The organism is Campylobacter concisus (assembly GCF_002913715.1).
Classification (GTDB): Bacteria; Campylobacterota; Campylobacteria; order Campylobacterales; family Campylobacteraceae; genus Campylobacter_A; species Campylobacter_A concisus_AG.
Genome location: NZ_PPCE01000007.1, coordinates 1 through 16,523, shown reverse-complemented (window position 1 = coordinate 16,523; position 16,523 = coordinate 1). Strand labels below are relative to the sequence as shown.

At 41.2% G+C, this 16,523-nt stretch carries 19 protein-coding genes and 1 tRNA gene; 11 read left to right on the top strand and 9 right to left on the bottom strand.

Features of this window, described 5'->3' with window-relative positions; genetic code table 11:
* Positions 1 to 41 precede the first annotated feature (41 nt).
* Entirely contained in the window at positions 42 to 575 is a 534-nt protein-coding gene (locus tag CYO92_RS03865; RefSeq protein WP_103589141.1) for a chemotaxis protein, read from the top strand.
* Positions 576 to 582: 7 nt separating this feature from the next.
* On the opposite strand, the gene CYO92_RS03860 is transcribed toward CYO92_RS03865, so the two are convergent.
* Genes CYO92_RS03860 through CYO92_RS09515 form a run of 3 tightly spaced genes read right to left on the bottom strand, consistent with a single transcriptional unit; the run spans position 583 to position 1,523 of the window.
* Positions 583 to 792, bottom strand: a complete 210-nt coding sequence (locus CYO92_RS03860) for a molybdopterin biosynthesis protein MoeB (RefSeq protein ID WP_258033820.1) — start codon at positions 790 to 792, stop codon at positions 583 to 585.
* A gap of 2 nt (positions 793 to 794) precedes the next feature.
* Positions 795 to 1,343 carry a thiamine biosynthesis protein ThiG gene (locus CYO92_RS03855; RefSeq protein WP_103589139.1) on the bottom strand — a complete coding sequence of 183 codons (549 nt, stop codon included), beginning with the start codon at positions 1,341 to 1,343 and terminating at the stop codon, positions 795 to 797.
* A gap of 45 nt (positions 1,344 to 1,388) precedes the next feature.
* Positions 1,389 to 1,523, bottom strand: coding sequence for a hypothetical protein (locus CYO92_RS09515; protein WP_258030555.1), 135 nt, complete (start codon positions 1,521 to 1,523; stop codon positions 1,389 to 1,391).
* Between the two features lie 131 nt (positions 1,524 to 1,654).
* On the opposite strand from CYO92_RS09515, the gene CYO92_RS03850 reads away from it, so the two are divergent.
* The 5 genes from CYO92_RS03850 (at position 1,655) to CYO92_RS03830 (ending at position 7,421) form a co-directional block, all read left to right on the top strand.
* Complete coding sequence (locus CYO92_RS03850; RefSeq protein WP_103589138.1) at positions 1,655 to 3,718, top strand: TonB-dependent receptor plug domain-containing protein; 2,064 nt, start codon at positions 1,655 to 1,657, stop codon at positions 3,716 to 3,718.
* Between the two features lie 86 nt (positions 3,719 to 3,804).
* Entirely contained in the window at positions 3,805 to 4,857 is a 1,053-nt protein-coding gene (locus CYO92_RS03845) for an ABC transporter substrate-binding protein (RefSeq protein ID WP_103589137.1), read from the top strand.
* A 10-nt stretch (positions 4,858 to 4,867) separates the two neighbouring features.
* Positions 4,868 to 5,869, top strand: coding sequence for a FecCD family ABC transporter permease (locus CYO92_RS03840; RefSeq protein WP_103589136.1), 1,002 nt, complete (start codon positions 4,868 to 4,870; stop codon positions 5,867 to 5,869).
* The gene (locus tag CYO92_RS03835) at positions 5,869 to 6,615 is read left to right on the top strand and encodes an ABC transporter ATP-binding protein (protein WP_103589135.1); all 747 of its coding nucleotides are present in this window, start codon (positions 5,869 to 5,871) and stop codon (positions 6,613 to 6,615) included. Before CYO92_RS03840 ends, CYO92_RS03835 begins: the two co-directional genes overlap by 1 nt.
* Positions 6,612 to 7,421 (top strand): class I SAM-dependent methyltransferase, encoded by an 810-nt coding sequence (locus tag CYO92_RS03830; protein WP_103589134.1) that lies wholly within the window; start codon positions 6,612 to 6,614, stop codon positions 7,419 to 7,421. The genes CYO92_RS03835 and CYO92_RS03830 overlap by 4 nt, the downstream gene beginning before the upstream one ends.
* A 189-nt stretch (positions 7,422 to 7,610) precedes the next feature.
* On the opposite strand, the gene CYO92_RS03825 is transcribed toward CYO92_RS03830, so the two are convergent.
* The 4 genes from CYO92_RS03825 to CYO92_RS03810 all read right to left on the bottom strand — a co-directional run bounded on the left by CYO92_RS03825 (position 7,611) and on the right by CYO92_RS03810 (position 10,255).
* Positions 7,611 to 7,698: transfer RNA gene (locus CYO92_RS03825), tRNA-Ser, on the bottom strand.
* 226 nt (positions 7,699 to 7,924) lie between these two features.
* Positions 7,925 to 8,221, bottom strand: a complete 297-nt coding sequence (locus CYO92_RS09510) for a GNAT family N-acetyltransferase (RefSeq protein WP_223315372.1) — start codon at positions 8,219 to 8,221, stop codon at positions 7,925 to 7,927.
* Positions 8,222 to 8,223: 2 nt separating this feature from the next.
* Positions 8,224 to 9,027, bottom strand: coding sequence for a M48 family metallopeptidase (locus CYO92_RS03815; protein WP_103589133.1), 804 nt, complete (start codon positions 9,025 to 9,027; stop codon positions 8,224 to 8,226).
* Positions 9,028 to 9,286: 259 nt separating this feature from the next.
* On the bottom strand, positions 9,287 to 10,255 hold the full coding sequence (locus CYO92_RS03810) for a putative transporter (protein WP_054197246.1): 969 nt from the start codon (positions 10,253 to 10,255) through the stop codon (positions 9,287 to 9,289).
* 108 nt (positions 10,256 to 10,363) lie between these two features.
* Between CYO92_RS03810 and CYO92_RS03805 the strand changes: the two genes are divergently transcribed.
* The gene (locus CYO92_RS03805) at positions 10,364 to 10,810 is read left to right on the top strand and encodes a DUF411 domain-containing protein (RefSeq protein WP_087577987.1); all 447 of its coding nucleotides are present in this window, start codon (positions 10,364 to 10,366) and stop codon (positions 10,808 to 10,810) included.
* Between the two features lie 46 nt (positions 10,811 to 10,856).
* On the opposite strand, the gene CYO92_RS03800 is transcribed toward CYO92_RS03805, so the two are convergent.
* Positions 10,857 to 12,170, bottom strand: a complete 1,314-nt coding sequence (locus CYO92_RS03800; RefSeq protein ID WP_021091962.1) for a sodium-dependent transporter — start codon at positions 12,168 to 12,170, stop codon at positions 10,857 to 10,859.
* Between the two features lie 171 nt (positions 12,171 to 12,341).
* On the opposite strand from CYO92_RS03800, the gene CYO92_RS03795 reads away from it, so the two are divergent.
* From CYO92_RS03795 to CYO92_RS03785, 3 genes are all read left to right on the top strand, one after another.
* The gene (locus tag CYO92_RS03795) at positions 12,342 to 13,682 is read left to right on the top strand and encodes a hemolysin family protein (protein WP_103589132.1); all 1,341 of its coding nucleotides are present in this window, start codon (positions 12,342 to 12,344) and stop codon (positions 13,680 to 13,682) included.
* A gap of 243 nt (positions 13,683 to 13,925) precedes the next feature.
* Positions 13,926 to 14,771 carry a fumarate hydratase gene (locus CYO92_RS03790; protein WP_103589131.1) on the top strand — a complete coding sequence of 282 codons (846 nt, stop codon included), beginning with the start codon at positions 13,926 to 13,928 and terminating at the stop codon, positions 14,769 to 14,771.
* Between the two features lie 9 nt (positions 14,772 to 14,780).
* The gene (locus tag CYO92_RS03785; protein WP_103589130.1) at positions 14,781 to 15,341 is read left to right on the top strand and encodes a Fe-S-containing hydro-lyase; all 561 of its coding nucleotides are present in this window, start codon (positions 14,781 to 14,783) and stop codon (positions 15,339 to 15,341) included.
* Between the two features lie 33 nt (positions 15,342 to 15,374).
* Here CYO92_RS03785 and CYO92_RS03780 read toward each other — a convergent pair whose 3' ends face one another.
* Complete coding sequence (locus tag CYO92_RS03780) at positions 15,375 to 15,848, bottom strand: cysteine permease (protein ID WP_103589129.1); 474 nt, start codon at positions 15,846 to 15,848, stop codon at positions 15,375 to 15,377.
* Positions 15,849 to 15,944: 96 nt separating this feature from the next.
* Between CYO92_RS03780 and CYO92_RS03775 the strand changes: the two genes are divergently transcribed.
* Complete coding sequence (locus tag CYO92_RS03775; RefSeq protein WP_103589128.1) at positions 15,945 to 16,319, top strand: RidA family protein; 375 nt, start codon at positions 15,945 to 15,947, stop codon at positions 16,317 to 16,319.
* The last annotated feature ends 204 nt before the right edge of the window (positions 16,320 to 16,523 follow it).

Sequence of the window (16,523 nt, the reverse complement as noted above, 5' to 3'; positions counted from 1 at the left end):
TAAAGTGTATAATTAGAAAAATATATTTTAGGATGAGTGCCATGTTTAAAGTAGAGGTTATTTATAAATTCTGTCTTGTTTTAGTTCTTATTTTGGGGCTTTGTATGCTCGCATTTTCTGGTGTAAATTTTGCACTTGGTGAATATAATGAGTATTTATTAAATGCCCATAAAATCGCAGGTTTTTTAATATTGCTTGCTGCAACACTTCACGTTATAAATCGTAGAAAAAAGCTAGTAAAGCTAATGAATGAAACAATGGATGTGCTAACACGCAGTAAAAATCCAAGCATTTGCAACATGGACCGCATCATCGCCTCACTCGAGCCATACAGCATAACTGAAATTTCACAAATGTTAGGCTTTGACGAGGCTGTTTTTTGCGAAACTTTACATAAAAATGGAGTTAAATTTAATGACGCTAGCCAAACTCTACGCCAGATCGCGCGAATGAATGACGAAAAGATATTTTTTGTGCTAGTTCTTATTATCGAGGCAAAATTTGGCAAGAGATTTTGCGGCGAACTAAAGTACAAACGTGGCGGAAAACTTAAAGATAAAAAAATGGTTGCGTAGGGCTAGCTCAGTCTTTGCTAGCTTGTGCCATGCAGATGAAGCTATCTTTACTCCAGCGCCTAAATGCGCAGTCATAGCAGCTCCTCTCACCTCCACAAGCCATCTCCTCCTCATCGTTATCTAGCTTAAATTTATCGCAGTTTTGGGCTATTTCTAGCGCTTTTTCGTAGTTAAATTTGCCGTATTTAAACTCATTTTTCTTATTGAAATTTTGCATCATCAAAATTCTCGAAGCTCTTTTATATTTAAATTTCTAAACTCACCATTTTTGTCTTTTCGCACAAGTAAAGTTGCCTTGTGATCCCAAAATATAGGCTTTAAAGTGCCATCTAAATTTATCATCTCATCTTTTGCCAGCTCTTTAAAATTCTCATCCAAAACCGCTTCGATAAATGGAAGCTCTATGAGCTTAGCAACGCTTAGCTTTGGCTCATTTAGATTAAATTTGCCCCTTATCTTGCCATCATCGCCGCTAAGCCTAAGCCCTATACCCGCAAGCGCGCCGATAACGCCATTGGCATTTGGCGTAAGAGCTTTTAAAAATACATTTTGCTCGCGCGCCGTCTCAAAAGCTTGCTTTGTGGCTAAGAGCATATTTTTTGCATTTTTGCCAAAATTTATTAGCTCTTTTGTATCTTTTATGTCGTCTTTGAAAACAGCTGCGATACCCGGTTCAGCGCTTTTAGCGCATTTATTTGTTAAAAGCTCAAGCGCAATGTCAAGCGCCTTTTGCTTTTGTTCTTTTGAAATTTTAGCGACTAAACACATTGAGCTATTGTGCGAAGTGTAATTTATGCGAGGATCTAGTAAAAGTTAGTGGCGCGTAATAAAAGATACTTTTGCAAATGAGCTAATTTCTAGGGCTATTTCTTGAGCTAAACTCCCAGTTGAAATTTCTCCGCCAAGCTCGTCTGTATCGTCGATACATAGTAGAAATTCAAAGCACATTTGCACTCTTTCTTTTAAAATTTATCTAATTTATAGACGAAATTATTTTTTTATATTTTTATAATATTAATATCGTTAGAATGGCGATTAGCATTATATAAAATAAAAACTTAATGTAAAAAAGGAGCTTTATGAAGAAGTTGGGTTTGATAGCCTGCTGTGCTGCGATGGCACTGCACGGCGAAGTCTTTACTTTGGGTAAAGTTGAGGTTGTTGGAGAGTTAGGTGGCTTACAAAAAAGCGATGCAAACGTCGCCGTAATCAATGAAGAGCAGATGCAAAAAGATAACATCAAACGCCTTTCACAGGTTGCTTATACTACGCCGGGTGTCTATGTGGATAAAAAAGGCCCGCGCGCCGAGCAAAATTTCTACGTTCGCGGTTTTGACGCGCGCAGAACTCCGCTTTTTATCGACGGTATCCCGGTTTACGTGCCTTATGACGGTAACGCCGATTTTGGGCGATTTACGACCTTTGATCTTAGCAGGATCGACATCTCAAAGGGCTCTAGCTCGGTACTTTACGGCCCAAATACCATGGGCGGCGCGATAAATTTAATCACCAAAAAGCCTAGCAAAGAGCTTGAAGGAAGCCTAGGCTACGGCTTTGAAACCGGCAAAAACGCCAAAACCTACGGCAATAACGTCGATTTTAGCATCGGCACGAAGCAAGAGCTATTTTACGCGCAAGCAGGCGGCAGCTACATGGAGGATGCAGGCCAGCAGATGTCTCGTAAATTTGACCAAAAAATAACGGGCAACGAGGACGGCGGTAGACGCGACAACTCTGTGCAACGCGATAAGAAATTTAATATAAAATTCGGCTTTACGCCAAACGAAACCGACGAATACGCCGTAGCGTACGTAAATCAAAAAGGCGAAAAAGAGCAGCCTTTTTATACCGGTAGATATGCATCGTGGCAACAACAAGTAAAAAGATACTGGGACTGGCCGAAGTGGGACAAAGAGGGCGTTTATTTCTTATCGAATACACAAATTACGGATAAATTTTATGTAAAATCAAAGCTATATTACGACTCGTTTGAAAATTCTCTTTACGATTACGTAAATAAAAATATGACTGGGCACCAAGTAACTAATAGAGGAAATTCAAACGTTCCTAGCTTTTACGACGATCATACCTACGGCGGAGGCTTGGAGTTTGGTTGGGATATAAATGAAAAAGATACTCTAAAATTTGCTACTAGTTATAAATACGACGTCCACAAAGAGGGCGGAGAGTGGTATAACAACTCGGGCAGATATCTAGGCGAACAACCGGTTCGAAAAATGTCTGATAAAACCTACTCGTTTGCATTAGAAAATACCTATAAATTTACAGAATTTACTAAACTTATTTTAGGCGTTAGCTACGACGTTAGAGATGCTTTAAAAGCTGAAGATTGGGCTCAAGTAGGAAATAATCCGCAGCAAAGAGCGATGATTAATTTTAATACGAATAAAGAAGACGCTATCAACTATCAAGCCGCGATTAAACATAGCTTCGACGGTAGCGACGAGCTAAGCGTAAGCTACGCTAAAAAGACCTATTTCCCTAGCTTGAAAGAAAGGTATAGTAGGAGATTTGGCAGAAGCATACCAAATCCGGATCTAAAACCGGAAGTAGCTAATCACTACGAGATCGGCTATCAAAGAAATTTCGGCGATAACGTTAGACTAGAGACCGCATTGTTTTATTCAAAAATTAAAGACGCTATAAATACTAGAGTAAAAAGCGGCATTAGAGAAAGCGGAAGAGAGTTAGAAAGAGCCGAAAACGTAGATAGTGCCGATTATAAAGGCTTTGAACTTGGAACGACATACTTTGCGATGCAAAATTTAGAACTAGGCGGTAACTATACCTATATGAACGCCAAATTTAAAGAAGACAGCGTAAAACAGCCGGTATATGACCTGCCTAAACATAAAGGCTTCGTATATATCGACTATAAAATCGTTCCGAAATTTAGCATTTATCTATCTCAATACATGATGTCTACTCGCTTTTCTAACGCCCAAGAAACTACTAAGTTAGCAGGTTTTGGCACGACAAATATCAAGTTTACCTACAAACCGACCGAGACTCTAAGCTTTGAAGCGGGTGTGTCGAATCTATTTGACAAAAACTACGAGTACAGAGAGGGCTTTCCTGAAGAAGGAAGAATTTTCTTTACAAACGTAAGATATAAATTCTAAATCACTCAAACCGGCTTTTTACAGCTGGTTTGCTAATGAATTTTGATAGAATTCATTAGCAAGCTTTTTAAATTTAAAGGCAAAAAATGTTTAAAAAAATCCTAATCTTTTTTCTTACGGCTATAAATTTTTGCTTTGCGATGAGCGAGGCGCAGATCAAGGACTATATCGCTCAAAACAGCGAAAATATAGAGCGGCTGCAAGGCACGCCCTCTAAAATTTATGCCAGCTCGCCGCCGCTTTTATATATGCTTTACGCGCTTGATCCCGCTAAAATCAGCGGCACGAATTTCGAGTGGAACGCCTTCGAGCGCCCCTACGTCAAAAAAGAGGTGCAAGATCAGCCCGTCGTGGGAGGCTTTTTCGGTCAGGGCAAAATTCCAAACGTCGAGATGCTGCTGCGCCTAAACCCAGATCTCATCCTCGTAAACGCAAGCTCGCGCAACGCCAAAAAGATGAGCGAGGTTTTCAGCTCTATCAAAAAGCCGATGCTCTATCTAAGCGCAGTGAGGCTCGAGGATTATCTTGACGGGTTTGAAATTTTAGGCGAAATCACGGGCAAAAAGGAGCGCGCCGCGCGCCTCGTAAATTACGCGAAAGAGTCGCTAAATTTGACAGCGCAGATCGAGGAATACATTAAGAAAAATAACCTGCAAAAGGTAAAAATTTACTACGCGCAGGGTAGCGACGGGCTAGCGACCGAGTGCGAGGGCTCGTGGCACGCGACGCTCATCGAGCGAGCAGGTGCAGAGAACGTGCATAAATGTAGCGAGGATCCAAACGCCAAATCCTTCGGACGCGTAAAGATTAGCTTCGAGCAGCTCGTTAAATACGACCCTGACGTCATCCTCATCTACGAAAAGGAGCTGTTTGATAAAATTTACGGCGACCCAAAATGGCAGCTGCTAAGCGCGGTGAAAAACAAAAAGGCCTACTACATCCCGCGCGAGCCCTTTTCGTGGTTTGACCGCCCGCCTTCGTTTATGAGGTTTTTGGGGCTAAAGTGGCTGATAAATTTGACCTACCCCGAGGCGTTTAAATTTGATATGATTAAAGAGACGCGCGAGTTTTACAAGCTATTTTTGGACCTTGAGCTCACAGACGAGCAAATTTATAAAATTTTGGGACGCGCCGAGTGAGTAAAGAAAGATGAGCAAAAAGGCGTTTGCGTTTTTAGCCCTCCTGCTGGCGCTTTGCGTCGCGGGCTCGCTGCTGCTCGGTAAATACGGCTTTGGCACGAGCGATTACATAAAATACGTCACCGCTCTTTTAAAAGGCGAAAATTTAAAAGAGTATGAAGTGATGCACACGCTCTTGCTCGAGATCCGTCTGCCGCGCATACTCGCCTGCGTGCTAATCGGCGCTAGCCTGGCGATCAGCGGCGCAGCGTATCAGGCGATGTTCGTAAATCCGCTCGTTAGCCCCTCGATACTGGGCGTGCTAAGCGGCGCGGGTTTTGGCGCGGCGGTGGGGATGTTTTTCAAATTTAACGAATATCTCATCCAGCTTAGTACCTTTGGCTTCGGCTTTCTCGCCGTGGCCGTGGCGCTGGGCGTCTCGGCGCTGTATTCGCGTAGCGGCAGCGTTATCGTGCTAGTTCTGGGCGGCGTCATCAGCGGCTCGCTCTTTACCTCGCTACTCTCGGTGCTAAAATACGCCGCAGACCCGAACGACGCGCTTCCAGCGATCACCTATTTTTTGATGGGTAGCCTCGGCTTTGCGTCCAAAAGCTTTATCCAAATTTCAATCCTACCGATGTGCGCAGGCGTTTTGCTGCTAGCGCTTAGTGGCAAATACCTAAACGCGCTAAGCCTTGGCGAGGAGGAGGCAAAGAGCCTGGGCGTAAATACGGCGCGGGTTAAAATTTTCATCATCCTCGTCGCGACCTTCGTTAGTGCGCTTAGCGTGACGATCGCGGGCATCATCGGCTGGATCGGGCTTATCGTGCCGCACATCGCGCGCTTAATATTTGGCGCCGACAACCGCGCGGTTCTGGCTAGCTCGGCGATGATCGGCGCGATATTTCTACTCTTTTGCGACAGCTTCTCGCGGCTCATTTTTACCTTTGAGATCCCCATCGGCATCGTTACCTCGCTGTTTGGCATCCCGATGTTTATCATCGTGCTGCGCCGCGCCAAGAGGAGCTTTTGATGCGAAAAAATTTGATAGAAGTGCGAAAATTACGCTTTGCCTACCGTGACAAGCCCGTGCTAAAGGGCATCAGCTTTGACGTCGCGACGGGCGATACGCTAAGTATCCTAGGCGCCAATGGTAGCGGCAAAAGCACCCTGCTTCGCATAATGCTCGGATTTTTAAAATTTGAAGGCGAGGTGCTAATCGCGGGCAAAAGCGTGCGAGACTACGGCAAAAAGGGGCTCGCCTCACTCGTCGCCTACGTGCCGCAGACGCACGCGCCCTCATACGACTACAGCGTCTTTGACGTCGCGCTGATGGGCGCGCTGTGCAGGACGCCGCTGTTTTCTAGCTTTAGCGCGGCGGATAAAAAGCTAGCCGAACAGGCGCTGGAAAAGATGGGCATCGCGCATCTAAGAAACGCGCCCTACACAAAGGTTAGCGGCGGCGAGCGGCAGCTAGCCTACATCGCGCGCACGCTGGTTCAGGGCGCGAAAGTGATCTTTATGGACGAGCCTACCAACGGGCTGGACTTTGGCAATCAGATCAAGCTACTCGAGATGATAAAGGCGCTAGGCGACGAGGGCTACACCTTCGTGCAGACGACGCACTATCCGCGACATGCGAAGTTTGTTTCAAATTTGACGCTGTTTTTAAAAGACGGCGAAATTTTAGCCTTCGGGCGCAGCGAGCAGCTCATAAACGCCGAAAATATCGATAAAATTTACGGCATAAACTATGAAAAATACGAGGATAGATTATGATTTTACCTTCAAACTACGACGAGATCGACTTTGACGCGCTTTATAAGGCGCAAAAGGCTAGAAGTTCATTCGGTAAAAAATTTGCCGCAGACTGGGACAAAAAGGCGCCCAGCTTCAACGAGGGCGTGATGAAAAGCGCCTATGCGCGCGAGTTTATAGATAAGGTCGATTTTACAGGCGTTTCTACGCTGCTTGACTTTGCGTGCGGAGCGGGCGCGCTAAGCGTGTTGGCGGCGGAAAGGGCGGATCAAATTTACGGCTACGACTTTTCGCCTAAGATGTTAGAATTTGCCAGGCAAAACGCTCAAATTTATGGCGTTAAAAACGTTAAATTTGCGCAAAAAGCCTTTGAGGACGACTGGTCGGACGTGCCTGAGTGCGACGTAGTTTTGGCCTCGCGCTGCCTTGAGGTGGACGATCTAAAAACTGCACTTAACAAGCTTCTTTCAAAGACCAAAAAGGCACTCTATATAACATTTAAGGTCGGCGGCAGCTTCGTAGACGATGAAATTTTGAACGCGATAGGGCGCAAAGTGGAGCAAAGGCCCGACTTCGTCTATCTTTTAAACATTTTGTTTCAAATGGGCTATTTGCCGAGTCTTAGCTACATAAAAGCTAAGTGTCATGCGGGTCCGGAAACAAGCGCGCAGGAGCTCATACAAAAGACGCGCTGGGGGCTTGGCGGCGAGCTAAGCGAAACGGAGGAGGCGCGGCTAGCGGAGTATTTTAGCAGCGGCAAATACAAACCGAAGCAAGAATTTATGCACTGGGCGTTTGTAACTGTCGATAAGGCAAATAGAATCTAAATCTAAGAATATAGATAAAATTTTTCCTAAAATGGAGCAAAATTTAACGTTAGTTATATGCCTAACTATGGCAAAAGTAAAAGATAATTGGCAAGATTTTAGCAATTTTTATAAAGTGGTTTTTTGCTTAGTGCCAATGTTTTGAGTAATAAAATAAAGCTCAAGAGGTTTGGGGTGTAGATAGTTTTATGGCGGGTAGAGAGAGATTTGAACTCTCGGTGAGTTGCCCCACACACGCGTTCCAGGCGTGCTCCTTAAACCGCTCGGACATCTACCCATGAAGAAGTGAAATTATATCTTTATTTGCTTAATGCTTGGCTTTTAGAGCTTTAGCCCCAAGATAACGACATTTTTGTACTCATTATCCATCAGGCAAATGCTAGGCAGTTCACTCCATTTTTCAAAGCCAAATTTTAAAATAGCCTAAGAGTTGCTTCATTTTCACTAAATATTAGAGCGATAATTTTTTAAATTTAGCTCTCTAGCTTGATTTAGGCTGTGGGCTAAAAGCTGTTTGCCGATGCCCTTTTTAAGAGCTTTTTAGCGACATAGATGCTTATCTCTACGCTTATATCATAAGCGATCTTGGGATTGAAGTCACTTAGTGAGTAGTAGCCTAAAATTTCATCATTTTCTTTGTAAATAAAGATAGGGCGCGAGCCGCCGTGGGCGTTAAACCAAGGCTCTCGCTCCTTTGTGCTAACTGGCTGCATATCAGCAGTCGCACTTCTATCTAAAATGTAGTCATTATAAATTTGCGTGATCGCTTCAAGGTCGCTTAAATTTGCTCGCTCGATCAAGTCTAGCCTCTTTTGGCAGCCTGATAGACTGGCTCAAGCTTTGCTGCGATCTCTTTTAGATCTTTTATCCTACTCTCGTTTGATGGGTGAGTGCTTAAAATTTCAGGCACCTTTCCGCCACTCATCTTGCTCATTTTTACCCAGACTTCGACCGCTTCTTTTGGATCGTATCCGGCTCTTGCCATTAGCTCAGTGCCAATGTGATCAGCTTCAGTTTCGTGTGATCGTGAAAATGGTAGAGATATGGTGTACTCGCTAGCTAAATTTAGAGCATTAGCTCCAAGATCGCCAAGGCCAGTAGCTGTAGCTATTGCAAAGATACCTATGCTTTTCATCTGATCAGCACTTGCTTGCTCTCTGCTGTGCTCCCTAAGAGCGTGTGCGATCTCGTGTCCCATGACTGCAGCTAGCTGTGCATCTGTTAAATTTAGCCTTTTTATGATGCCACTATAAACGACTATCCTGCCCCCTGGCATACACCAAGCATTTAGCGTATCTTCGTTAATAACATTTACTTGCCACTTCCATTTTAGAGCGTCATCCCTAAAAACACCAGTTTGGGCGATGAGCCTTTTAGCGATATCTTGAACTCTTTTTGTAAGGATCGGATCAACATTTAGCTCGCCTTTACTTCTGGCAGCTGTTAGCGTCTTGACGTAGGCTTGGGCTGAGCTTTGCTCCATAGCTTCTGATGAGACTAGCATAAATTGCTTACGATCAGCACCAACAACGCCTGCTTTTGTAACGCTTGAGCAGCCAGTAAAGAGCAAACTAGTCATCAATAATGTAAGTAAAAATTTTTTCATTTTTATCCTTTTTGGACTAAAATTTTGCGTATTATAGCCTGAGTTGGATATGCATTGTTAAACGAGGGGAGAAAATTAATTTTTGTGATATCAAAAATAGTAATTTACTTTTTTGCAAATTTTGAAATTTTATTCACTCGCAAGAATTGGCTACTAAAATTTGGCTTCGCTTATCGCTTAGCTCAAATTTTAGAGCCGAAATTACTCGTTCATGAAATTTTAAAATTTACTAGAGTTTATTTGGTATGTAAATTTACCCTTACGCCTTATAGTTTATATTTCTCTCAAATTCTCTCAAACGCTTATTTACAGATCTTAGCTCCGTTATTGTCGTCCAGTTGTCGATAAAGACGCTAAAACTCTCTCTAACTTGAGAAAAAGCGTTGCTGGCTTGTATAAGCACACCAAGTGTGATAACACCGCTAAACAGGCCATTTCCCATAATGATATAAGGCACGATGACAAGAATTTGTGAAAAAGAGATGAGCCAAAGGTTAAAGTAGCCATAGTGCAAAAATAGTTTGTAATAATTTAACTTTACGCCCGTAAAAAGCTCTAGCATGACGTTTGGCTGGCAAAATTTAGACTTATCATCCTCGCCATAAACTAGCTCTTTTCTAAATGCTGCTTCTGCTTTTTGGTTGTTATACTCGATATGTGGGAGTTTAATGCCCACAAACCACGAAATAATTAAGCCACCGATGCTAATTATTAAAGCAATATAAACAAGCGAGCCTTCAATATCTTTGATGTAGGGCAAACTCACACTCTTACTTAGCTCCCAAAGCACTGGTATAAAGGCAATTAGCGTCATGATCGCCCTTAAAACCTGCACGCCAAGGCTTTCCATTATTTTGGCAAAGCGGTAGACATCTTCTTGGATACGCTGCGAACTGCCTTCGATGTCACTTTTGCAGTTTTGCCAAAATTTTAGATATCTAAACGTCATCGCCTCTCTCCAGCGAAAGACCCAGTGGCTAGCAAAAAACGAGATCACAGTGTAAGTCACGACATAAGGCATAGCGATTTTTATAAAGTTAAAAATTTCTCGCCAAAACTCACTTACATCATGATCTTTTGAGTTTTGCACGATGTCGTAGAAATTTTTATACCACTCGTTTATACGGACATTTAGGTGCGTTTGATAGACAAGAAGCAAGATGATAAATATCGCTCCGCCATAAGCCCAGAGTGCCCATTTTTTATCTTTAAAAAATGATGAAAACATAAAGTGCCTTTTATAAATTTTGGCGAATTATAGCAAGCAATATTAAGCATTTATATAAAATTTAAATGTGAGCTATATCATTTTGCAAATTTTACGTAAAGGAAAATGATGAAAAAATTAGCATTTTTGGCTCTTGGCTTTTTTGCAACATTTGCGTTCGCGGCTGATATGAAGGTCTATAAAAGCCCGACTTGTGGATGTTGTACTAGCTGGGGTGAGGCGATGCAGAAGGCTGGATTTAGCGAAGAGGTCATAAAAGTAGATGATATAGCTAAAGTTAAGAAAGAATTTAACGTGCCGCTAGAGCTTTCAAGCTGCCATACAGCAATTATCGATGGATACATCATAGAAGGTCATGTTCCAGCCGATGAGGTAAAGCGCCTACTAGAGCTTAAACCAAAAGACGTAGTTGGTATCGCAGTACCTGGCATGCCGATGGAGAGTCAAGGTATGGAGCAAGGCAGTAAAGCTGAGCAATACGATGTTATTTTATTTAAAAAAGATGGCTCACAAGAAATTTTTGCCACTTACATTGGTACAAAAAAACTAAGATAACTTCAAAAATTTTTAAATTTAGGTCATCTTTTTTAGCGAGCTAAATTTAAAAAGAAATTCCCTTACTTACGGCTATGATACAAAGTAAAAATGTTAGCGGAACGTAGATAAATTTGCCTACAAAATACCAGAAATTACCATAAGATTTATTTGCTCCAGAATTTATCTCGTCTAAAATTTCATCTTTTTTAATAATCCAAAACCAAGAAATAGCTCCGATTACCGCACCAATTGGAATGATATAGATCGACACAAAGTCCATCCAAGGCCCCCAACTGCTAATAGGCTCCATAAATGCTCCTATGCCAAAGCAAACTGCACAAAGTAGCGTGAGTGTCCAAAATCTATTAAGAAACGGAAATTTATGCATAAGCGACTCAGCCACGACCTCAAACATGTTTTGAAGCGAAGTGATGCCACCAAAGATAACAGCTGTAAATAAGATAATGGCAAAAATTTGTCCGCCGATCATATTTTGTAAAATTTTTGGAAGCGTTACGAAAAGTAGCTTTGGACCTTCGGCTGGATCCATAGCATAGGCAAATACCGCTGGGATCATAACAAGAGCCGCCACAAGAGCTGCAATAGTATCAAAAAAGGCCGTAGTTTTAGCACTTTCAACGATATCTTCATCTTTTGAAAGGTACGCTCCATAAACTATCATGCCAGATCCTGTGATAGAGAGCGAGAAAAAGGCTTGACCCATCGCAGAAACCCATACCATCGGGTCTGCAAGCTTACTAAAGTCAGGAATAAAAAGGAATTTATATCCATCAAATGCATTTGGCAGCATCGCAACATTTATAGCCAAAATGCTAAACAATACAAAAAACAGTGGCATCATTATTTGATTTGTTTTTTCGATACTTTTTGCTCCAAAAAATAGTGTAAGAAGCGTGCCAACAACGATGATAAAATGATAAGGCAAGACTGAGTAATCTTGAAGTGCAAATGAGTTAAACCAAACGTTCGTATCAACGCTCATAAATGAGCCAGTAAGTGCCTGAGTAAGGGCTTTTAGTACGTAGGCGATGATGACTGCGTAGCCGATGGCTATACAAAGTGAGCCAGCAAGCGGAAGCCAGCCAATAATACTGCCTACAATGCCTAAATTTCTACTCTCCCATGCGTATTTATATGAGCCAAGTGTGCCAGTTTTTGCACGTCTGCCGATCGCATACTCTGCACTTAGACCAACGTATGAAAAAAGAGCTATGAAAAAAACATAGATGAGTAAAAACGCTGCACCGCCATTTGTGCCAAGTTTATAAGGAAAGCCCCAGACATTTGCCATGCCAACTGCTGATCCAACACAGGCCAATATAAATGCCCAGCGCGATGAAAAATTCTTTTTGCTCATTGTAAAATCCATAAATTTAGTGATGAAAACAATGTTATCAAAATATGATTTAAGAACTTTTTATAAATCTTAAATTTAAGAAATGTTGTTACTTTTGGGCGTGGATAATTTGACCGCTAAATATAAATTCGCTATAATCAGGCAAAAATTTTTAACTCTTAAGGATCATAATTGAACCCCAGTAGCGATAATTCGCTTTTAATGGTAATACTTGCCATTATATTCATTTTACTAAATGCCTTTTTTGTTTTATCAGAATTTTCTCTTGTTAAAGTTCGTAAGTCTAGACTTGAAGAGCTTATAAAGGAGAAAAAGCCAAATGCTCAGCTTGCTTTTGAGATGTCAAACAAGCTTGATACTTATCTTAGTGCCACTCAGCTTGGCATCACACTAAGCTCACTCGCCCTTGGTTGGATCGGTGAGCCAGCAGTCGCAAGGCTCATAGAAGCCCCACTTAAAAATGTTTTTAATCTTAGCGATATCTTAGTTCATACAGTCGGCTTTGCGATCGCATTTACGCTTATTACGCTACTTCACGTCGTTATGGGCGAGCTTGTGCCAAAGTCAGTCGCCATAGCCAGATCAGAATCAGCAGTGCTTAAAATCGCTCGTCCGCTTCACTTTTTCTGGATACTATTTTCGCCTATCATAAAGCTTTTTGACATCCTAGCTACATCTGGACTTAAAATTTTAGGCATCCAGCCAGCAAAAGAGAATGAGCTAGCGCACTCTGAAGAGGAGATCAAGATCATCGTTGGCGAGAGCTTAAAGGGTGGCGTACTTGATAGTTTTGAGACTGAGCTTATCAAAAATGCAGTTGATTTTAGTGACACGGTCGCAAAAGAGGTTATGACGCCAAGACGCGACATGATCTGTATAAACAAACAAAAGAGCTTTGAAGAAAATTTACAAGTCGTTTTTGAGTCAAAATATACTCGCTATCCTTATATAGACGGCTCAAAAGATATCATTTTGGGCATGATACACATTAGAGATATCTTACAGCTGCACTTTAGCGAGGATAAAGAGAAGAGCTTTGACGCGATCGTGCGTAAATTTGTCATCGTGCCTGAGAGCCTCTCTATCTCAAAAGTGCTTGTGATGATGAACAAAGAACAAATTTCAGCTGCGCTCGTAGTCGATGAGTATGGCGGCACGGCTGGACTTCTTACGATGGAAGATATCATGGAAGAGGTGCTTGGTGATTTTAATGATGAGCACGATGAAGTTGATCAGCACTATAAAAAGATAAATGACAATATTTATGAATTTCAAGGCAGATATGATCTAGAGAGCGTTGAAGAGGTTCTTGGTATAAGCTTTGACGAAGAGACAGATCAAGTTACAATCGGTGGATATGTCTTCAACTTAATCGGTCGTTTGCCAGTAGTTGGGGACAAGATCGAGGATGAAAACTGCTACTACGAAGTAAGAAAGATGGATGGAGCCAGTATCTCACGTGTAAAAGTTAGAAAAAAGATAAAAAATGAAGAGGAAAGCATTCAGTCTTAAATTTATATATTTATGGCTTAAATAAGCCATGCTATGTAAATTTCTATCAATATTGTGATGCTCTAGACTCAATTTCACCACCACTTGTTTCATTAAATTTTTGTTTCAGATAAGCCTTCTAGTTGTGGCCAAACAAAATAAACTCATATAAATTTTTTCGAGTAGATATCCAGCAGTAAAATTTAATCTTAAATTCTAAATATAGTTAATATAATTAAAAATTGTTTTTTACGAGGAGTAAAGATGAGAATAATAAATGTAAAAGATATAAGAGAAGTTGTCGCTAAGCTTTGCAAACAGGCCTGTTATGTCGTGACGCCAGATTTAAAGGCTGCTTTTACAAAGGCTCAAAGTAATGAAAGCTCGTCACTAGGCAAAGACATTTTGGGCAAAATTTTACAAAATGCTAAGCTTGCAGAAGAGGGCGTTGCACCTATCTGCCAAGACACCGGTATGACGGTTGTTTTTGTGCAGATTGGCCAAGATGTGCATATTGAGGGTGGCTATATTGAAGATGCGATAAATGAGGGCATTGCGGAAGGCTACATTGGGGGCTACCTAAGAAAGTCAGTCGTGGCTGAGCCACTTTTTGAAAGAAAAAATACCACAAACAATACTCCAGCCGTCATTCACACTAGAATCGTGCCAGGAGATAAGCTGAAGATAAAAGTAGCTCCAAAAGGTTTTGGTAGTGAGAATAAATCAGTTTTAAAAATGCTTGTGCCAGCTGATGGTATAGAAGGTGTAAAAAAAGTCTTTTTGGAGGCTGTAAAATACGCTGGACCAAATGCCTGTCCTCCGCTAACAATAGGCGTTGGCATAGGTGGTACGATGGATAAGGCAGCACTTTTGGCAAAAGAAGCGGCTGTTCGTTCGGTCGATAGTAAAAATTCTGATCCAAGATATGCTAAATTAGAAGATGAGTTACTAGAGCTTGCTTGCAAAACTGGTGTTGGTCCTCAAGGACTTGGTGGTGACACTACTGCCGTAAAAGTAAATGTCGAGTGGTATCCAACCCACATAGCAGGTCTTCCTGTTGCTATAAACATTAACTGCCATGCTGCACGCCACGCAGACGCTGAGCTTTAAGGAGAGAAAATGTCAGAAGTAAAAAGAATAACAGCACCATTTGATAAAGAGGTGGTAAAGAGCCTAAAGGCAGGTGACAATGTCCTAATATCAGGCACTATCATAGCGGCTCGTGACGCTGCACATAAGGCACTTACTGAAACTTTAGCACGCGGCGAAAAACTACCAGTTGAACTAAAGGGTGAGACTATCTACTACGTCGGACCAACTCCAGCTAAGCCAAATCAAGCTATCGGCGCAGCAGGCCCAACAACAAGCGGCAGAATGGATAAATACACCCCAACTATGATAAATGAAGTTGGTATAAATGGTATGATCGGTAAAGGCTACAGGAGTGACGCAGTAGTCGAGGCTATGGAAAAATCATGCTGTGTTTATATGGTTGCTATCGGTGGTATTGGAGCACTCATTAGTCAAAGTATCAAAAAATATGAAGTGCTAGCTTATCCAGAGCTAGGACCAGAGGCAGTTGCTAGGCTTACAGTTGAGGACTTTCCAGCAATAGTTGCCATTGACTGCGAGGGCAATAACTTCTACGAAGTTGGCCAAGCACCTTACAAAAAGATATAAATTTATCCCGCTAGCAAGCTAGCTAGCGGACTTTTAGTAATATCCAAGACACATCGTTTCAGTTAATTTTATGCGTTTTTCAAATGGAGCAGGTGAGAAAAATTTACACTTTTCAATGTAAATTCTATAAGAATAGCTAAGATTAAAATCATCATAAAATTTCTTCAAGTCTATAAATTTGATACCGCAAATCTCATGAAATTTAAAGAGCTCGTAGATCTTAGAGCCATTTTTTGCTACAAGATGAGATGGGGCAAGCGAGGTAAAAGAGCAAAATACGCCTGTTGGAATAAGGCCATTTAAAGGTGTGCAGGTTTTTATAATGTTTTGAAATTTGACTGGAATGCTATCTTTTCTAAGAAAAACTATTCTTGAGTTTTCAAATTTAGCACTTATGACGTTTTTCCAAAAAAGATAAGCATTTGATGAGATGCCGGCATTTTTAGCCAATTCAGCACCGAGCACATAATCATCTAAAAACTCATTTGGTGCGAGTATATTTTGCATCTTCATCCTTTTGAAATTTTGCCCATTATAGCTTTTGGAGACTAAAAATTTAGAAAATTTATAGTAGGATTTTAAAAAATTTCAAAAGGAGAAAATATGAAAAAACAAATCTCAACAAAAAATGCTCCACAAGCGATCGGGCCATATTCTCAAGCTATTAGCGTAAATGGATTTTTGTTTATCTCAGGTCAGCTTGGTGTCACACCAGCGGGTGAGTTTGCAGGTAGTAGCGTAGAGGCCCAAGCTGAGCAATCACTTGAAAATTTAAAAAATATCTTGACTGAAGTAGGACTTACTTTTGATAATGCTGTAAAGACTACAATATTTCTAGCAGATATGGCGGATTTTGTTAAAGTAAATACTGTGTATGCTAAATTTTTTAAAGAGCCTTATCCTGCTAGAAGTACAGTAGCTGTTAAGACCTTGCCAAAAGACGCACTTGTGGAAATAGAGCTTATCGCGGCTTATTAATAGAGATTGTGTAAAAGTTCATATAATTTAATGTTTAATATGATGGAGAGCAAAAACTCTCCAAATTTATATTTCAAAAACTAAACCCTATAAACCTATAATAAAAATACATAACTTAAAATTTTTAATCGCCAACAAATTTTTCTCAAATTCCCTAATTATTTCAACTATCTTTAAGTATTGCTCATATATAATTCCAGCTCA